The 18,578-nt window shown below is 37.2% G+C and carries 11 protein-coding genes; 1 reads left to right on the forward strand and 10 read right to left on the reverse strand.

Annotated elements, in window-relative coordinates; genetic code table 11:
* The first annotated feature begins 4 nt into the window (after positions 1-4).
* A complete protein-coding gene (gene ccoS / locus ABXH06_RS05810) occupies positions 5-214 on the forward strand; it encodes a cbb3-type cytochrome oxidase assembly protein CcoS (RefSeq protein ID WP_311575735.1) in 210 nt (69 codons plus the stop codon).
* A 31-nt stretch (positions 215-245) separates the two neighbouring features.
* Here the strand turns inward: ccoS and ABXH06_RS05815 are convergent, their stop codons facing one another.
* The 10 genes from ABXH06_RS05815 to nhaC all read right to left on the reverse strand — a co-directional run bounded on the left by ABXH06_RS05815 (position 246) and on the right by nhaC (position 18,466).
* Positions 246-506: a DUF2999 family protein gene (locus ABXH06_RS05815; RefSeq protein WP_311575739.1), complete on the reverse strand. Its 261-nt coding sequence runs from the start codon at positions 504-506 to the stop codon at positions 246-248.
* Between the two features lie 78 nt (positions 507-584).
* Complete coding sequence (gene pyrD, locus ABXH06_RS05820; RefSeq protein WP_353517584.1) at positions 585-1,595, reverse strand: quinone-dependent dihydroorotate dehydrogenase; 1,011 nt, start codon at positions 1,593-1,595, stop codon at positions 585-587.
* A gap of 55 nt (positions 1,596-1,650) precedes the next feature.
* Positions 1,651-6,492 (reverse strand): NAD-glutamate dehydrogenase, encoded by a 4,842-nt coding sequence (locus ABXH06_RS05825; protein WP_353517585.1) that lies wholly within the window; start codon positions 6,490-6,492, stop codon positions 1,651-1,653.
* A gap of 300 nt (positions 6,493-6,792) precedes the next feature.
* On the reverse strand, positions 6,793-9,120 hold the full coding sequence (locus tag ABXH06_RS05830; RefSeq protein WP_353517586.1) for an efflux RND transporter permease subunit: 2,328 nt from the start codon (positions 9,118-9,120) through the stop codon (positions 6,793-6,795).
* Positions 9,121-10,122: a WD40/YVTN/BNR-like repeat-containing protein gene (locus ABXH06_RS05835; protein WP_353517587.1), complete on the reverse strand. Its 1,002-nt coding sequence runs from the start codon at positions 10,120-10,122 to the stop codon at positions 9,121-9,123.
* Between the two features lie 96 nt (positions 10,123-10,218).
* Positions 10,219-11,577: a DUF1329 domain-containing protein gene (locus ABXH06_RS05840; protein WP_311575755.1), complete on the reverse strand. Its 1,359-nt coding sequence runs from the start codon at positions 11,575-11,577 to the stop codon at positions 10,219-10,221.
* Positions 11,578-11,587: 10 nt separating this feature from the next.
* A complete protein-coding gene (locus ABXH06_RS05845) occupies positions 11,588-13,663 on the reverse strand; it encodes a DUF1302 domain-containing protein (protein ID WP_311575758.1) in 2,076 nt (691 codons plus the stop codon).
* 371 nt (positions 13,664-14,034) lie between these two features.
* The gene (locus tag ABXH06_RS05850; protein WP_311575761.1) at positions 14,035-14,253 is read right to left on the reverse strand and encodes a DUF2835 domain-containing protein; all 219 of its coding nucleotides are present in this window, start codon (positions 14,251-14,253) and stop codon (positions 14,035-14,037) included.
* Between the two features lies 1 nt (position 14,254).
* Positions 14,255-16,822 carry an aminopeptidase N gene (gene pepN / locus ABXH06_RS05855; RefSeq protein ID WP_353517588.1) on the reverse strand — a complete coding sequence of 856 codons (2,568 nt, stop codon included), beginning with the start codon at positions 16,820-16,822 and terminating at the stop codon, positions 14,255-14,257.
* A 186-nt stretch (positions 16,823-17,008) separates the two neighbouring features.
* Complete coding sequence (nhaC, locus tag ABXH06_RS05860) at positions 17,009-18,466, reverse strand: Na+/H+ antiporter NhaC (protein WP_353517589.1); 1,458 nt, start codon at positions 18,464-18,466, stop codon at positions 17,009-17,011.
* Positions 18,467-18,578: the final 112 nt, after the last annotated feature.

Here is an 18,578-nt window from a genome sequence, read left to right on the forward strand (position 1 = left end):
ATTCATGAGTATTATTTATGTCTTGATCCCTATTGCTATTTTATTAACGGCAATCGGCATATATTTGTTTTTTTGGGCGGTGAAAACGGATCAATTTGAAGATCTAGAAAAACAAGGGTTCAGTATTTTATTTGATGATGAAAAAGTTGACCCACAGAAAAAAAGTCAACATTTAGAGAAGAATAAGCAAGCTAACAAAGAGGAGTTGCCTTAACTTGCTTATTAATAAACATCTCGATAATGATTTAGCTTTGGCTTGCTTTTAATTTCTCTTTCGCCTGCTCCACTTTTGAAAAATCTAAGCCTAGCTCATCAACCGCTTCTTTGATCAAATCAGGGTTTGTCATGAGCATCATCATTAACCCTTGTAATTTATCGGTTGGAATACCTAACGATTGTATCGTTCCCATCGCTGTAATGGGGTTTTCGGTTAACGCTTGAAAGACTTCGGCAATTTTTTCATCGCTGATATTCAATTCTTTCAATGTTTCAATAATCGGGTTCATACAACTTATTCCTTACTTTTTAATAATATAGCCAAAATCTTTCGTTTTGACTGATTAATTCGTTATTTGACAGAGAAATTATAATGCTCTCACGATATCTTTAATAAGTTCAGGGCCTTGATATATAAATCCAGTATATATTTGAACTAACGCGGCACCTGCAGCTACTTTTTCTTGTGCATCTTGCCCACTAGCAATACCACCAACACCGATAATGGGTAATTTATTATCAAGTGCTTGCGCTAAAAACTTAATCACTTGCGTGCTTTTATCTTTAACCGGTTGTCCACTTAAACCGCCCTGTTCGTTGCCATGTTCTAATTCCTCAACGCCTTCACGGGATAAAGTCGTATTAGTTGCAATCACGCCATCAATATCATTTTCTATCAAACATTCGGCAATTGATAAAATTTCAGGCTCAGTTAAATCAGGAGCAATCTTAACAGCAATGGGCACATACTTGTCATACTGTTTCGCTAATGCCGTTTGTTCTTCTTTCAACGCGGACAATAATTCATTCAATGCTTCACCATATTGTAAAGAACGAAGTCCTGGCGTGTTTGGCGAAGAGATATTGACGGTAATATAACTCGCAAAGTTATATACCTTGCGCATACAGTAAATGTAATCATCTTTAGCATTCTCATCGGGAGTGTCTTTATTTTTGCCAATATTAATGCCTAGTATGCCTTTAAATTTAGCTTTACGAACTTGGTTAACAAGATAATCGACACCTTTATTATTAAAGCCCATACGATTAATGACAGCATCAGCTTCAGGTAATCGAAATATTCTTGGTTTGTCGTTTCCCGGTTGTGGCCGTGGCGTAACTGTGCCTACTTCAACAAAACCAAAGCCCATATCATCAAATGCGCGAATACATTCACCATTTTTATCTAAGCCAGCCGCTAAGCCGCAAGGGTTAGGAAAATGAATACCCATCACTTGTTTTGGCTTATCTACAACCGTTTGTTTATAAGGAAAGTTTAAAGGTGTACCACCGGTTGACTTCAGACTTTTAATGGTTAATTCATGAATGGTTTCTGGGTCAAACTTGAAAAAAACTTTACGAATAGCAGAATACAACATATCACCTCTAAATTATAAATTAAAAAAATCCCCGCAAGTGCGGGGATTCTATCATTTATTTGCTCGGATCACAGTTTAAACTTAATAACATCAATTCTCTAAGTGCCACTGAAAACTTAGCAAACTCATGTGTTTGCCCTACTCTGAAATCATCCAATATATGATTCCAACGTTCTAACGGTTGTTGGTTAGACTCAATCCAATCATCTAACATGGCTTCCACATTTTTGCCTTTTAAATCTGTACGAAGAATAACTGCGGTGATTGAACGTTGCTGCCAATCTAACTCTTCTCTAAAGGATGCTCTAGCAAGTGCTTGCCAATGATTAGAAACAGGTTGTTTGGTAATTTGATCTAAGAACCAGTGTAAGTTCAATCGAGCTCCAAGCTTAAAGTAAACATCAGCCACTAACTCAACAGAGCGGCCATCGTGCTCAGTTAATTCGGCGATATCCATGACTGAGAATAAGGTGCTCAGTTGAGAGATACGTTTAGCCACTTTCTTAGGCGCGCCGGCATTGGTTAAATCAGTTTCAACACGTTTTAATTGTTCAACTTCTTTTTCAATCATAAATTTATGAAGGTTATCTGCGAGCACTTTAAATGTTGAACTGTAGTACTTTATAGATTGTTCAATATCTAATGATTTATCTCTATGACGCAAGAACCAGCGAGTGGCACGTCGTACCGTCCTTCTTAACTGAAATAACATTTCAGTTTGTACCATAGTGGAAATCTTGTTATCTAAGTCACTGATAGATTTCCAGACTTGAGACATTTCAAAAATCGCACTAGCCATTGCATAGCAATTAGCAATTTCCGCAACGGGTGCCCCCGTTTCTTCATTCATTCGATTAACAAAATTAAAGCCCATATCATTACCGATATTATTGGCAAGTTGCGTAGCAATAATTTCAGCACGAAGTGGATGGTCTTGCATTTCTGCACTGTATTTATTTTGTAATTGCTTAGGAAATGCTTCAATTAATAATCTATCGTGATAAGGGTTATCCGTAATTTCAGGACAGACTAAATCTTCTTTAAGTACCATTTTGCTATAAGCAAGTAACACGGATAACTCAGGACGAGTTAGCCCTTTACCTTGTGCTAATCGATCCGCTAACTCTTCGTCATTAGGAATAAACTCTAATGCTCTGTCTAGCTTGCCACTGCGTTCTAAATCGTGAATAAAGCGAGTTTGCTCTTTTAACTGATTAACACCGCGTTGGTTAGTAATAGAAAGTGAATGCGTTTGACGGTAACAATCATCTAACACGATTTCTGACACTTCGTCAGTCATATCGTAGAGTATTTTATTTCGTTGTTTGACCGTTAAGTCGCCACTTTGTACTAAGCCATTTAATAAAATTTTAATATTAACTTCGTTATCTGAGCAATCTACACCACCAGCATTATCTACCGCGTCAGTATTGATCCGACCGCCTTTAATCGCGTATTCAATTCTCCCAAGCTGGGTTAAACCAAGGTTGCCACCTTCACCCACAATTTTAGCTTGCAGTTGTGAGCCATTAATACGTAATGAATCATTGGCTCGATCACCCACTTCAAGATGACTTTCTTTACTTGATTTAACGTAAGTTCCGATACCACCATTCCATAGCAAATCAACTTTCATCATCAAAATGGCTTGGATCAGCTCATTAGGTGACATAGATTGCTTTTGCGTACCTAACATTTTCTTGATTTGAGGCGTTAATTTCAGTGATTTAGCCGAGCGTTTAAATAAAGCTCCACCTTCAGAAATCAAGCTTTGATCATAATCTTCCCAGCTACAACCAGGTAAATTAAATAACCTTTCACGCTCAACATATGAGCTTGCTGCATCAGGAGTTGGATCAATAAAAATATGTAAATGGTTAAAAGCAGCCTGTAAACGGATATGTTTAGATAACAGCATGCCATTACCAAAAACATCGCCAGCCATATCTCCTATACCAATACAGGTAAAATCAGTTGTTTGACAGTCAATATCCATCTCACGGAAATGACGTTTCACCGATTCCCACGCACCTTTTGCAGTAATACCCATGCCTTTATGGTCATAACCTACACTACCACCAGAAGCAAAGGCATCTCCCATCCAAAAGTTATATTCGTCTGAGATACCATTCGCGATATCTGAAAAGGTTGCTGTACCTTTATCTGCTGCAACAACTAAATACGGATCATCTTCATCTAAACGAACAACATTTTCAGGAGGCACGATTTCACCCGCGACGATATTATCTGTGATATCTAACAAACCTCGAATAAAGGTTCGATAACACTCTTTACCGGCCTCAAATATCTCGTTTCTATCACCTTCAGGCAATTGTTTACAAACAAAACCACCTTTGGCACCTACAGGCACGATCACCGTATTTTTAACTTGTTGTGCCTTCACTAAACCAAGGACTTCTGTACGGAAATCTTCTCGTCTATCAGACCAACGTAAACCACCACGTGCAACTTTTCCGCCACGTAAATGAACCCCTTCAACTTGTGGAGAATAGACAAAAATCTCAAATGCGGGGATTGGTTGAGGAACATCAGTTATTAACGAAGGTGTAATTTTAAATGAAATATAAGATTTTTCGCCCGTTTGTGGATGCGGTTGGAAATAGTTGGTTCGAATAGTCGCATTGATCATTTCGACAAATCGACGAATAATTCTATCATCATCTAAATTGGCAACATTATCTAATGAGCTTTCAATTTCAGCTAAAACTTTATTGATCGCTTTTTCACTGGTTTTTGCATGAGGATCAAAACGTAAATTAAATAAATTAATTAACAGCTCTGCAATATTAGGATAGCGGGCAAAAGTATCTTCGATATAGTTTTGACTAAAAGTACCACCAATTTGACGCTCGTATTTTGCAAATGCACGTAATATTGATACTTCTCGACCGGCTAACTCAGCACCCAGTATTAAACGGTTAAATCCGTCATCTTCAAGTTTACCCGCCCACACTTTAGCGAATGCATCTTGAAATAAATTTTGCACTTTTTCTAAGTTAAATTTCCCGTTACCGGTAAGCAACATAGAAAAATCTAAAATCCAACACATTTCACCATCTAAGGTACGGACTAAATGTGGACTTTCACCAATGACACGTAAACCAAAATTTTCTAACATAGGTAATACGTCAGATAAGTGTAATGGCTCACCTTTATGAAATAATTTTAACTTAACAAAACGACTATCTGCTTTTTCTTCTTGTGGTTGATAAAAAAGCATTTCGAGTTCGTTGTTATTTGAAATTGATTCTAATTTTTCAATATCTACGATCGCTGAGCCTGGCAATACTTCATCTTTATACGCTTGTGGGAAACTCACGTATTTACGGCTTAACTCTTTACCTTGGGCTTCACCTTTATGCGAATTTAATGATTCGGCTAATTTATCATCCCAGCTTCGCGCGGCTTCGTTTAAATTCTTTTCAATTTCTTTCACGTTAATATCTGCTTTAGTTGTTTTAACACGAACAATATAATGTGTTCTTGCTTGCGCTGATTCTGAAAAATAGGTCGTAAACTCAACTTCTTGATCACTCCCAAACGCTTCTTTCAATAATGCTTGAGTTTTTATGCGTAAGGCGGTGTTGTATCGCTCTCTTGGTACATAAACCATACAAGAATAAAATCGATTGAACGCATCTCGTCGAATAAACAATCCAGAGTAATCGCGTTCTTGCATTTGATAAATGCCTAACACGTTATTTAATAATTCTTCTGTATCAGATTGTAAAATTTCATCGCGCGGATACGTTTCAAGAATATTGATTAACGTCTTATAAGCATGTGTACCTGCAGCAAAACCGGAAGCTTGGCATACACTTACAACTTTAGATTTTATTAACGGTAAATCTAACGCGCTATTGGTATAATAGGCTGAGCCAAATAGACCAACAAACCTTTCTTCACCAGTAACATTACCTTTGTTATCGAAACGCTTAATACCGATATAATCGAGATGCGCTGGACGATGTACACGTGAACGTGAATTGGTTTTGGTTAAAATCAGTAAATTATTGCCCAAGGCTAATTCACGGGCAGATTCACTTAACTTAGACAGTAAACGCTCTTTTGTACCGCTTGAACGCTTCATCAAGCCAAGACTTGAATCCACATTGGCCGATAATGCCATATCACCACTTAAGGTTTGAACATCATAAGAACGGTAACCTAATAAGGTAAAGTTATTATCAAGTAACCATTCTAAAAACTCTAAGCTATCTGTTTGTTCTTTTTTGCTACAAGGCACTTTCGCTTTTTTGGTTTCGCTTATCACTTCACTTAAGCGATTTTGCATGCTTTGCCAGTCATTCACCGTAATATCAATATCACTGACAACAGAATGAAGTTCACTGGCAATATTATCTAATACTTCTTGTTCAGACTGTCTATCTATCTCAATAAAGAAAACCGTTTCTATTGAAGTAGATTTCATTTTTTTATCAGAAGCAGCAGATAACTGAGTAATATTATGATCTTTGTCTCTGATTAACTTAATCGGACTATTGAGCATCAAATGAGGAGTGACACCTAATCGACTCAAGGCAATACGAATTGAGTCAACTAAAAATGGCATATCACGAATGATAACTTCAATGATGGTATGGCTTGATTTCCAGCCATGCTTTGACACTTGAGGGTTGAACACTTTAATGATCGGAGTGCTGTCTTGATGATCATTAAGAGAGTTCCATAAACTTAAAGTCGCACCGTACATATCGCTGTCGTTACGATGGGCTAAGTCTAACGTGGAAATATTTTTGTAAAGTAAATTTGAAAATTGCTCAACTAATGGAGCCGTTTCAGAAGGTACTTTCTTTTGAATTAACTGTACTACATTAGATAGTATCACTGAGGGTAAACCGTCTACTAACGCCATGCCGTTTTCCTTTTTGGATAACACGCTTCAATAATTTGTGTATTAAGTTCTTTAATAATTTTTATGGTTATATCTATCAAATTAAACCTATGTTTAACAGGATAGACTATATATTGAATTTTATTAGTAATTTTAGGGTATTGCGAGCATTATTTTTCTGCTCAGACCATTCATAAAGCGAGTTTAGCGGGGTGTTTTAAAGCAACAATAATTGTTTATTCACTAGTTATAAATAGAAAATGACCTTTCGGCCATTTTCTTGTTTATTTATGCAAAAATTAAAAAAAAGATTAATTGAAATTATTTTTCAGTTTTCCATAGAAAACTTGCTATTGCCGGTAAAACCGTAACCGCGGCAAGCATATTCACTAAAAACATAAAGGTAAGCAAAATGCCCATATCTACTTGAAATTTCAAATCAGAGAAAAACCAGGTCGACACGCCTATTGCTAACGTGATCCCGGTAATTAATACCGCGCTCCCTCTTTCGTATAAAGCTTCTAAGTAGGCGTCATTTAATGATAAACCATCTCTTAGTTTTACACTCATCGTCGACAAAATATAAATACCATAGTCAACACCTATCCCCACCCCTAAGGCAATAACAGGCAGTGTAGAAACCGTTAAACCTATATCAAGTGCAGTCATAAGCCATTGTGCTAACGTAGAAACCACAAATAATGGCACGACGACAGAAATAGTTGCTCTGACACTTCTAAAGCTAATTAAACATAAAATAATCACCGCAGCGTATACATAAATCATCATAGGTAACTGAGCTTCAGCAACGGCTTCATTGGTAGCTCCCATGACACCAATGGGGCCAGAAGCCAATTTAAAGGTAAGCAAATCATTATTTAATTGACTGATATTCAATTTTGCCTGTTCAACGACACGATCTATAGTTTCAGCCTTATGATCTTTTAAAAATAAAATGATCGGCATAACGCTACATTCATTATTTAACAAACCTGTTGAACTTGGAACATTCGATAAAGCTTGAGCAAGAGCAAATTGATTGGGTGAAATAATGCGCCATTTTAAGTTGCCTTCATAATAGCCAGCATTTATGACTTTCATTACCGATGGCAAACTGACCGCTGATTGAACCCCTTGAACATTCTCCATACGCCATTGGAAATCATCCATGGTTTTTAATACGTTAGTGTCAGTACAAGCATTTGCCGTTGTTTCGACAATTACAGACATATAATCCACACTAATGGCATAACGATTGGTGATCAAAAACGTATCTTGGTTATATCGAGACTCTTCGTGTAACGCTGGTGCACCAGCATGTAACTCACCTATTTTTAATTGCTGAGAATAATGATAACCAAGTAAAAATAACAGCGTGGTAATTGCCAGAATAATTGTTGCAACCCCTCTTTGGGTAAAACTAGCCATAAATCGCCATAAACTGGAATTTTTATCCGATTGAGTCGCGGTTTTCTCTTGTGCAGTTTGACCATTTTTATGTAAATTCAAATAGGAGATTAATACCGGTAACAAGAGTAAATTGGTAAAGATAATGACCGCGACACCTAAAGACGCGGTGATAGCAAGTTCACGAATAATTCCAATATCTATAGATAATAAAGTGATAAAACCAACCGTATCTGATAGTAATGCCGCGCCACCTGGAATGATTAAAGAACGGAAACTAAACTGAGCAGCATCTTTGGTAGGCAAGCCTTGAGCCACTTTTTTACCTATGGCGTTTATCATCTGCACACCATGACTGACACCAATGGCAAAAACCAAAAATGGCACAAGAATCGACATTGGATCTAAGCCAAAACCTAAACTAGATAATAGGCCCATTTGCCAGATCACAGCAATTAATGAACAAGCAATAGGTAGAATGGTTAATGAAATAGAACGCGAGAATAAAAATACCATGATTGAGGTAATTGCGATGGCGACAGCAAAGAAAGTAACGACCCCTTTTGCTCCTTCAGCCACGTCACCCACCATTTTGGTAAAGCCAATGATATGTACGGTGATATTACCTTTTTCAAAAGGTTTTCTAACATCGTTCTCTAAAACAGACGCTAACGCAATAGAGTCAAGCTTTTCACCAGTGTTTGGGTTTTTCTCCATCAATATAGCTTTTACCATGGCGCAGCTATAATCATCGGCAACGATACGTCCAACGATCCCTGCTTTTTCAATATTATTTTTTACAATGTTTAAGCCATGTTCATCGGCTTTAAAGTCAGCGGGAACTACGGGGCCACCAGCAAAACCATCTTCTACAACCTCAACAAAACGCGTACTTGGAGAAAATAACGATTTAACTTGTGTTCTATTCACCCCTGGAATAAAAAATAATTGATCATGCACACCTTTTAAAGCCGTAAAGAACTCAGGGTTAAAAATGTCACCTTTTTGATGACAAACAGAAATAAGGACATTATTAGCCCCACCAAAGTTTTCTCGATGCTTTAAATAAGTTTTCATATACTCATGATTTAACGGTATATTTTTTGTAAATGACGCATCTAATTTAATTTGAGATGCTTGAAAACCTAAAAATAGACTTAATAAAATAAACGAGACTAAAACGAAAAGTCGATGTCTGAAAATGGTTATTTCTAACCGATTAATAAAAGCATTGATTGTCATTTAATTTATTACCTGTAAAACTTTAATACCGACTTCTGAAGCGACGACTAACTGTTGATTAAAAACGGTGCCCGCTAACAAGGCTTTGCCATCATTTTGTATATCTTTGGTGTAAGTACTACCATCGTCATTACTCTCTAACAACACACCATTATTACCAAGTAAAAACAATTGAGAATCACTGGCTAAAACAATGCTATTTAATAATGTGGTTACAGACGTTTCACTTTTTTGCCAAGGACTACCATTTGTCAGACTTCTAAAGCTATTACCCCGTAGACCTACGGTTAATAAATTCCCCTGTTGTGTTCGAGCGACATCAAAAAAAGACCCATGATAAATATCATCAAAACGCTGCCAATTTTTGCCAAAGTCGTTACTTTTCGCGATCAAGCCTACTTCACCGACTAAGTAAGTTGTACGTCCATCCAAGAAGATTCGATTAAAATGAGGAAGAATACTAGCACGCTCATCTAAATACGTTTGCTCATCTTCTTGTTTCAACTCTTCAAGGTAATCTAAGTCATCTTGTGACAGTAATGATGTGTGATATTCTTGTTGCCAAGTCAGGCCGCCATCAAGGGTACGAAAGAATAAACCGTAGGCACCTATCGCCACCCCTTCTTGCTCATTAATAAAGGCGACATCGAGTAATGGTTTTTGCTGGTGGGGAATAAATTGTTGTATTTGCCATGTAAATCCGCCATCAGAGGTATGTAAAATAAGCCCATCATGACCAACAGCCCAGCCTAAAAGGCTATTTACAAAAGTCACCGCTGTTAAGGTAGTTTGAGTAGGAACAGGCATTTGCTGCCAATCTTCAAGATTTTCAGCCCGCAGAATATGGCCGCGTTCACCGACAGCAATCATAAACTTATCTTCAACATTGGTTACATCAAATAACATCGATTTGACAGCTAATGGAGACATCATTGCAGGCGTTACTTGTTGTTCAGCTTTACTTACCAAGCTAAGAAACAAACAAAAAATCAAGCCAGTCATTACTCTCATTGAACGATTCACCTCAAATATAAAAATTAACAATATAAAAAAGGCTGACACTTAGCCAGCCCTTATTCATCGACTAATCAAAGGTGATTAGCGATTATCACGCTGTAAAGCTCTTGATGTAAACTGTATATCTTTTAGTTTAGCTGAAAAATCATACATTTTGTTTTCATTATCTAAACCAATCGCAATATAACGTTTTGATTGGAAATCATGAAACACATCAAGTGTTGACCACTGAGTAGGAACTTCATAGTAATTTAAACCATGAGCAACCCCTACGCGGTATAATTCATCGCGATCATCATAAATATCGGTAACCGCAATTTGCCAGCTATCTTCATCAATATAGAACACACGTTTTTTATACGTATGACGTGTATCTGATTTCAAATTAGCTTCAACCACCCAAACACGATGTTTCTCATAACGAACAAGGTCAGGATTAATATGACCTGCTTGAATAATTTCGTCATAAGTCACTTTATCACTGTGTAAACGGTAATCATTATAAGGAATATATAATTCTTGTTTACCTTTTAGGGTCCAATTATAACGATTTGGCGCACCATTAAACATATCAAAATCATCGGTTGTTCTTAAACCATCAGCTGCGGTACCCGGGGCATCATAAGCAACAGTCGGTGCTTTTTGCGCTCTTCGAATACCTTTATTGTAGATCCAAGCTTGGCGAGGTGTTTTAATTTGGTCCATCGTTTCATGTACCAATAATGCCGTACCAACTAATTTTGAAGGCTCTGTAACTTTTTGCTTAAATTTAAACAAAATATTAGTTTCTTCTAGGGTTTCTGGCGAAGCACCTTTAACTCCATAAGGCAGCATAAGCTCTTCATCAAAACCTATGTATGTAAAGTCACCAGAAGCCGTAGGTGTTGCTTGTCCTGCTTGACGTGTTAACGCTTCACCACGATAACGTAAAATATGATTCCAAATGGCTTCTAAACCATTTTGAGGAATAGGAAATGGCACACCAACCGCTGATTGAGTAATACCATTTCCATCTTGAATCAATTCAGCGCGACCAGCGTTATCAATAGATGCTTGATAAACATGCTCAGGAAATGATGCTGAGCGTCTTGTTTGATAAACATTCATTTTGTAAGTATCAGGATAGGTTTCAAATAACTTCACTTGTCCTGGCGTAAGTACACTCTTATATTGTTCAACATTGGCTGATGTGATGGTAAATTCAATTTTATCGTTCGGAAACGGATCTATATGATGCGTACCAGCGACATAACCAGCCGGTAATTCTGTGATACCACCTGTCCAGGCAGGTATTGAGCCATCTGCATTTGCACTGCGAGTCGCCCCCATTGCCGTTAGTTCGCCTGATAATCTTTTTACTTGTTGTTCATCAACTTTAGCGTTGGTAACTCCTGAAAGAGTAAAGCCAATCGCTAATGATAATAAGGTAATTTTTTTCATTTTTACAGCCTTATAAAGAATATTTTACATTGAAAGATACATAGTCACGATCTGACATTTGGTTCGTGGTACCAACACCACCCCAAAAGCCGTTATAGCTGATATCTGCTGACCAGCGACTTTGATAATCAAATGCGATACCTGCAGATATAGATTTTCTATCTTCTACAAATAAAAATAATGGATCCGGTGTAATACCACTCACATCGTGAGATAAAACAATACGAGGTGACATATTCACACCAGCAAATACATTGGTGTAATCCAGTTTAGTTACAAAGCGATAGCCCCAGGCAAAATCATCAGGGAATGGGTTTGTTTCAACACCATTTTGCAACGCTAAGGCTAAACCTTCTTTATTACCTGAAATGCCACCACTTCTTGCCGTTCCTGGGCCGTTAAGTCTTAAAACATCTTCATCAGGCATATCTTTTATACTGATACCACCAACTTCAAGTAACGTCGTTAATTGACTAGCTCCTAAAGAAGGCCCCCAAAAACGCGTCATTGTCATTTGTGCTTGCACCGTATCAGATAATATAAATCCATCGGCTTTTTGGCCTAAACCAAACACTGGCATTTGCGAAATACCATCTAAATCGGGACGTAACCCGGCATTTGCAAGCTGTTGAGGCATTGCAGCGAATAACAACTCCACATCATCAATTTGTAATGGCTCATCTTGTCTAAACGTTACTTCACCCGCAAATGCGGTACCTGCCATGGTCGTATTAAAACTTAACGCATAAAGTTTAATATCTTCAACGTAGTCTAATTCTACACGTGAGAAAGACGCTAAATCTGTGTAATTTTCTTCTGTTATTGGTGCAGCAAGGATAGTCCCTAAATCTTGACTCACTTTACTGTAATCAGCTGTAACACCTGAGAAAACAGGACGACGACTATGATAATTTATATGATATAAACTAATTTCAGTTTCATTTAACTCAGGTAAATACCAAGATAAACGTAAACCATATTGACCGCCATCTTCTGGATCATTTTCCGCATCTTGACGTCTAAGCGTTAGTTTGGTTGGAAATGCGCCAACATAATCAGCTCCTGCTTGCGCTAATACAGCACCAGACAGAGCAGGATCACCACCAGCAGCACCTAGTTTACCTAAAGTATCATTTCTAAAATCGTTTAAACTATCAATTAAAAAGTCTAAGTCCATATCTGGGTTACCAGTAAACCCTAACTGAACATTATTATAATGGCCGCCATCACCGGCAAAATCATTGGTAGAAAAATAACTTCCTGGTGCAGGTAGAATGGTTTTTTCCCATTCGTACTGATAGAACAATTCAACGTTAAAGTTTTCCGTCACTCCCAAAGAAGCCCAAACAGCACCAAATGGAATAAAAGCTTCGGTAAGTTCAGAGCCTGGTGCCTTTAAACGAGAAATATCAACAGGATTGATTTCACTAATACCATGTGAAATTAAGGTACTTTCCCCCCAACCAATCACTTGTTGCCCTACTCGGACTGAAAACGGCATTTCACCGATATCAAAGTCACCATAAAAATAAGCATCTAATAAGCGAACATCACTACATAATTGCTCAGATGCTGTATCATCACGGCAAGGGTCATTTACTTTACCAGTAAGCGGACTAGACCAAGCACGATCAGAGTCTGACATTTCCATATCATAGAAATACATTCCTCGAAGAAAGAGGCCCATATTATCGTTACGGATATCTAGTTCATGAGTCCCTTTAAATAAACGAGAAAAAGTTTCTCCCGCATCATAATTTAGATTACCTGAATCACCGTTATTAGAGTAAGAGCCTTCACCTTGCCATATCACAGCATTATTTGGATTAGGATTTAACGAAGGATGGTAATTAGAAAAATCAAAACCATTATTGGGGTTATTTGATTTACCAACGGTGTCACCCCAGTTTCTATCTTCAACTCGCCAACTTGCACCTACAGAAAACGTTGAATCAAAACGAATATCAAAATCCCCTAATTCAAAATTTGAAGCAAACACTTGCGAAGTTGTTGAGCACATTAATGCCGCAGCAACACCAATAACCAATGGTTTTTTTGAAAACCTTTTGATTGAGCTTTGTTTCATTACTCTCTCCCCAGACCCGAAACAGTTATTATTGTTATATTTATAATCTTTCTATATTACGTTAATCAGAAAGGATAAATCCTACTCATCAACCTGACATTAGATTTAATATAGTAGTATAAAACAATAATTGCATCATTTTTGAGGCTAATCAAGCGATAAAAACGAATGTTAAGAGACTGTATTTTAATGACTTGCGCACAATTTTAGCACAAATAAAAAAAGCCGTTTAAAACAAGCGTTTTAAACGACTGTATTTTTGGAATAGTTTTATTAAAACCTTTATACACACTAATGATTCAGAGCAGTTTTCTACAAGCTTATCAAAATGCCCAAGATGGTCTGACCACTGTTTAAAGCATTAACTCTAATCATGCAAGTTTTTCCAAAGAAAGAAACTTATTATTTTCAGTTTTCAAGCAAAAATAACCTTTAATCCCTGTCGGTAATAAAAACTTTCTTAAATGCATCGCTGGAAATTGTACGGTTTTTCCTTCATTGGTCGTCACAACGATGTCTTGTATTTTACCTTGGTAATAAGGGTAAAAATCAAGGGTAGAGATATTAATGGAAAAAAAATAACGCTTCATACTAATGGTTCAAAGTGGCATCTAATTTTTCTTGTAAATCTTTCGATAAATTCGGTAACGCAGCTAACTCAAGCAACTGCTCTTTTATTATTTTTTGTCTTTGACTATCAAAGCGCTCAAACTGAATTAATGGTGTGATTAACCGAGAAGCCACTTGAGGATTGATATCATTTAACTGTTTTATTTGTTGGGCTAAAAACTGATAGCCCTTACCACTTTCACAATGGAAATAACGTGGGTTCTGTTGAGCAAAGGCACCAATTAAAGAACGAGCACGATTGGGGTTTTTCAAAGTAAATAAAGGATGCGTGAGCAAGCTTTCTAAATGACTAAATACTTTTTCACTATCCAGGCCTGCTTGAATAGAAAACCACTTATCCATCACTAATGGTGTTTCATACCATTGTTGTTCAAAATCTGCCATTAACTGGTCCGTGACATTATTTGCAATTTTAGCCGCGCCAACAAGTGCAGCCAGAGTATCAGTCATATTATCGGAACTTTCATATTGCTTAGAAATCAGTTCATGATATTCAGGTAATGAGGTTAAATAAGAAAGACAGACATTTTTTAATGCCCTTTCAGCAATGGATTGACCATCATTTTTATAATCTTTACCTTGAAATTTTTGATAACTCAGTGATAATTCTTTTGTTAATCCTTTCGCTAAGAATAATCTCACTTTTTGAATCGCATCAAGCAAAGCAATAGGATCGGCTTGATCTAGCTTATCAATCAACTCATCAAAACTAGGTAGAGTCAATTGCTCGGCTTTTAGCGCTGGATCAATATCTGATGCTAAAATTTTGGCGAACGCGGCGATCAACGTCTCTGGTAAGTCGAATTCACTTTCTTTCACTAATGTTAAAATATAACCCGTAAGTAAGCTCTGCCCCGCATCCCAGCGATTAAACGCATCGCTCGCGTCGACCATTAATGTCGCTAACTCGTGGTTGCTTTGCTGAAAATTCACTTTTACTGGGGCACTAAATCCAGATAAAAATGCCACGATAGGTTTTGCATTGTAGCCCTTAAATTGCCAGGTTTGCTCACTTTCAGTTAATGCTAAACAATGCTGTGCTTTGCCATTGTCTGTGATTAATTCAATCTTAATCGGAAGATGTAAATTCCCTTTGACCGGCTGTACTTTACTTGGCGCATTCACTTGTTTGACCGTCAAACTAAAGACTTGCTTGATTTCATCATAAGCTTCAATGACTGTTAATTCCGGCGTACCTGATTGACTATACCAACGTTTAAATTGTTGCAAGTTAATACCTGAAGCATCTGCCATGGCATCAACAAAGTCATCACAAGTCACGGCCATACCATCAAAACGTTCAAAATATAAATCCATGCCTTTTCGAAAGTTATCTTTGCCTAAAAGCGTATGGATCATCCGAATAACTTCCGCACCCTTTTCATAAACAGTTAAGGTATAAAAGTTATTCATTTCGACAACTTTTTCAGGACGAATAGGATGTGCCATTGGCCCCGCATCTTCTGCAAATTGATGAGCACGTAATACCCGAACATTTTGAATGCGAGTCACCGCCGCTGAATGCATATCGGCACTAAATTGTTGATCCCTGAAAACGGTTAATCCTTCTTTTAGGCTTAACTGAAACCAGTCTCGACACGTGACACGGTTACCCGTCCAATTATGGAAATATTCATGGGCAATAACGGCTTCAACATTAAAATAATCGGTATCTGTCGCGGTTTTCTGATCGGCCAAAACAAATTTACTATTAAAAACATTGAGACCTTTATTTTCCATCGCCCCCATATTAAAAAAGTCGACAGCCACGATCATATAAATATCTAAGTCATATTCTAAGCCAAAAGTTTCTTCATCCCATTGCATCGATTTTTTTAATGATGCCATTGCATGGTGAGCTTTAAATAAATTGCCTCTATCAACAAATATTTCTAAGGCAACGTCTCTTCCCGAAACGGTTTTGTATGAATCACTTAATACGTCAAAATCACCAGCCACTAAGGCAAATAAATAGCAAGGTTTTAAAAACGGATCTTGCCAAGTTACAAAATGCATACCATTAGGTAAGTCACCTTGAGCAATTTTATTGCCATTTGAGAGTAAATAAGGGTATTTAACTTTGTCAGCGATAATCTTAGTTGTAAATTTAGCCATGACATCAGGACGGTCTAAATAATAACTGATACGTCTAAACCCTTCAGCTTCACATTGTGTACAAAAAGCACCACCCGATTTAAATAACCCTTCAAGCGCTGTATTTTCTACAGGGTTTATTTCAGTAACGATTGTTAAACTAAAGTCAGATTTTGACACAGGAATTGTCAATAACGTTTCAGTTAATTCGTAATGCTCTTTGTTAAGCGCTACACCATCAATCGAAACAGATACTAACGTCAAATGTTCACCATTTAATACTAAATCGGCATGGTTATTATTCGTGCTTGAAACCGACATCTCATTGGTAACAATAGTGGCAGTATCAGAAAGTTCAAACGTGAGATTGATGGTGGAAATGGAAAAGTCGCTAGCTTGATAATCCGCTAAAATTCTTGCTGCGTTATCGGTCATAAAAGAGGTCCTACAATAAATATTCGATATATTTTGCCATGGTTTACCAGATAAGCAAAATCATGAAAAAGAAAAAGCCTGTAATGAACAGGCTTAAAAGTGAATGTTTATTTAATAAATATTTTAAAAAAAACAGTTTTGGTTATTAACGTTTCATTTCGAATCAAACGTGAACGTTAAATTATACTAATCTACATCAGTAATTTTTTTAATGTTATAGCCTAAATAGCCATAAATTATCGCCATAATAGGGTTTATAAGATTGAAAAAACAATAAAGAATATAGTCATATGAGGTTAACGCTAATGCCGCAAACATAAATGCACCACAAGTATTCCATGGTATTAACGGTGAAGTAATCGTACCAGAGTCTTCTAACGTTCTACTGAGAACGGTGGGATGTAAACCTCTTCGTTCATATTCTTCTTTGTACATTCTTCCTGGCATGACAATCGACATATATTGATCGGCTGTGATCAAGTTAGTACCTATACATGTTGCCACGGTGCTGGCAATTAAGCTACCCGTTGATTTTGCTGCTGATAAAATTGATTCCACAAACTTTTTCAGCATGCCTAAGTGCTCTAAAACAGCGCCAAAACTTAAAGCACACATCACTAGCCAAATCGTGTTAAGCATACTAGACATACCACCACGACTCAGTAATTCATCTATTTCATCATTACCAGTATTAACAACAACACCATCAAAAAATGCCGTCCAAATAACAGTAATAAAAGCTTTTGTTTGGCTCAGCCCTGCCGTTGCCATAGTTAAAATTAATTCTTGCTGAAAAACAGCAGCCCAAATGCCACCAATAATGGCGCCAATAGCAACCGCTGGAAACGCAGGGACTTTTTTATACGCTAAGAAAAGCAAGATAGCCAACGGAATTAGATTCAATACAGAAATATTAAAAGTTGAAATTAAAGTATTACTTAACGTTTCAATAGCCTCGGTATTTGCAGAGTCACCAGCAGAATGATTGAAACCAATAATTAGAAATAAAACAAGGGCAATACTTATCGAAGGTATCGTTGTCCAAAGCATATAACGAATGTGGGCAAATAATTCACTACCGGCCACTGCAGGTGCTAAGTTAGTAGTTTCAGACAGGGGTGACAATTTATCGCCAAAATAGGCACCTGAAATCACCGCGCCAGCAGTTATTGACGTCGACATTTCAAAGCCATTGGCAATACCAATAAAAGCGACACCTACAGTTGCAGCGGTTGTCCATGAACTGCCAATACTCATGGCAACAATACCACAGACCACACAAGCCGCTGCATAAAACCAACTGGGATCTATAATTTGTAAACCGAAATAAATCATCGTCGGAACGGTACCAGATAATAACCAAGTACCTATTAAAGCACCTACCGTTAATAAAATTAATATCGCGCCTAATGAAATAGAAATACCATGAATAATGGCTTTCTCAATTGATAACCAAGTATAACCATTTTTTAGCCCTATGATTATGGCGATACCCATAGCAAATAACAGAGCAATTTGATTCGGCCCATAGGATGAGTTGTCAGCAAAATAAGTAACGGAGGCTGATAACATGATCACTAGAGAAACAAGAGGAATTAAAGCATCAAAAAAACTAGGTGCTTTGCTTTGATTTTCAACTGACATAAATGCGTTTGACCTTAATACAAGTAGTTTTATTATAATAGTTTTTAGTGTAACGGGCCATAACATGCCCTGACTTGTCTAGTGTTGCAAGAACTTTATTGTAAACGAGCAT

Origin of the sequence: Thalassotalea sp. SU-HH00458 (genome assembly GCF_040362795.1) — a bacterium.
Classification (GTDB): Bacteria; Pseudomonadota; Gammaproteobacteria; order Enterobacterales; family Alteromonadaceae; genus Thalassotalea_H; species Thalassotalea_H castellviae.

What these genes read in the sequence shown, in the direction of transcription:
- ABXH06_RS05840 (WP_311575755.1), bottom strand. Translation starts at nt 11,577, where the DNA reads ATGAAAAAAATTACCTTATTATCATTAGCGATTGGCTTTACTCTTTCA.
- ABXH06_RS05815 (WP_311575739.1), bottom strand. Translation starts at nt 506, where the DNA reads ATGAACCCGATTATTGAAACATTGAAAGAATTGAATATCAGCGATGAA.
- ABXH06_RS05835 (WP_353517587.1), bottom strand. Translation starts at nt 10,122, where the DNA reads ATGACTGGCTTGATTTTTTGTTTGTTTCTTAGCTTGGTAAGTAAAGCT.
- ABXH06_RS05850 (WP_311575761.1), bottom strand. Translation starts at nt 14,253, where the DNA reads ATGAAGCGTTATTTTTTTTCCATTAATATCTCTACCCTTGATTTTTAC.
- ccoS (WP_311575735.1), top strand. Translation starts at nt 5, where the DNA reads ATGAGTATTATTTATGTCTTGATCCCTATTGCTATTTTATTAACGGCA.
- ABXH06_RS05845 (WP_311575758.1), bottom strand. Translation starts at nt 13,663, where the DNA reads ATGAAACAAAGCTCAATCAAAAGGTTTTCAAAAAAACCATTGGTTATT.
- ABXH06_RS05825 (WP_353517585.1), bottom strand. Translation starts at nt 6,492, where the DNA reads ATGGCGTTAGTAGACGGTTTACCCTCAGTGATACTATCTAATGTAGTA.
- ABXH06_RS05830 (WP_353517586.1), bottom strand. Translation starts at nt 9,120, where the DNA reads ATGACAATCAATGCTTTTATTAATCGGTTAGAAATAACCATTTTCAGA.
- pyrD (WP_353517584.1), bottom strand. Translation starts at nt 1,595, where the DNA reads ATGTTGTATTCTGCTATTCGTAAAGTTTTTTTCAAGTTTGACCCAGAA.
- pepN (WP_353517588.1), bottom strand. Translation starts at nt 16,822, where the DNA reads ATGACCGATAACGCAGCAAGAATTTTAGCGGATTATCAAGCTAGCGAC.
- nhaC (WP_353517589.1), bottom strand. Translation starts at nt 18,466, where the DNA reads ATGTCAGTTGAAAATCAAAGCAAAGCACCTAGTTTTTTTGATGCTTTA.